This is a genomic window from Tsukamurella conjunctivitidis (assembly GCF_007858475.1).
In the GTDB taxonomy this organism is placed as follows: Bacteria; Actinomycetota; Actinomycetes; order Mycobacteriales; family Mycobacteriaceae; genus Tsukamurella; species Tsukamurella conjunctivitidis.
The window spans coordinates 1-792 of sequence record NZ_VIGX01000074.1; the positions used below are offsets into that span (position 1 = coordinate 1).

Consider the following 792-nt stretch of genomic DNA (forward strand, 5'->3'; position numbering starts at 1 on the left):
TCATCGGTGCGGACAACATCTATCGCATGGACTTCTCCCAGATGGTGGCCCACCACATCGCCTCGGGTCTGCCGGCCACCGTCGCCGGTATCCGCCAGCCCGTGGAACTCGCCCCGGCGCTGGGCATCATCGACGGCAAGGACGGGGTCGTCCGGGACTTCCTGGAGAAGCCCAAGCACGCCGAGGGCCTGCCCGACGACCCGACGAAGGTGCTGGCCTCGATGGGCAACTACGTCTTCACCACGAAGGACCTGGTCGCCGCCCTGCGCGAGGATGCCAAGGACGAGGACTCCCGCCACGACATGGGTGGGGACATCATCCCGTGGTTCGTGCGCCGCGGGGGGTGCGGCGTCTATGACTTCAAGGACAACGAGGTGCCGGGCGCCACGGAGCGTGACCGCAACTACTGGCGCGATGTGGGCACCCTGGACGCCTACTACGAGGCGAACATGGAGCTGATCAGCGTCCACCCCGTCTTCAACCTGTACAACAGGGACTGGCCGACCATGACGCTGCTGGACGGATCGCTGCCGCCGGCGAAGTTCGTCTACGGGGACGAGCACTCCCGCATGGGACACGCCGTGGACTCCTTCGTCTCCCCGGGTGCCATCATCTCCGGCGGAGAGGTCTACCACTCGATCATGTCACCGGGCACCTACGTCCACTCCTGGGCCCAGGTCACCGACTCGGTGGTCATGGACGACACCCGGATCGGGCGCCACGAGATCGTCTCCAAGGCCATCCTGGACAAGTCCGTGATCGTGGAGGAGGGCGCCGTGGTGGGCGTGGACC

The 792-nt window shown here is 66.4% G+C and carries 1 protein-coding gene; it reads left to right on the top strand.

Going from position 1 to position 792, the window contains the following annotated elements; all coding sequences use genetic code 11:
• Positions 1–26: 26 nt before the first annotated feature.
• Positions 27–792, top strand: a 766-nt coding sequence (locus FK530_RS24420; RefSeq protein ID WP_269434184.1) for a GlgC family sugar phosphate nucleotidyltransferase, incomplete at its 3' end; no start/stop codon positions are given.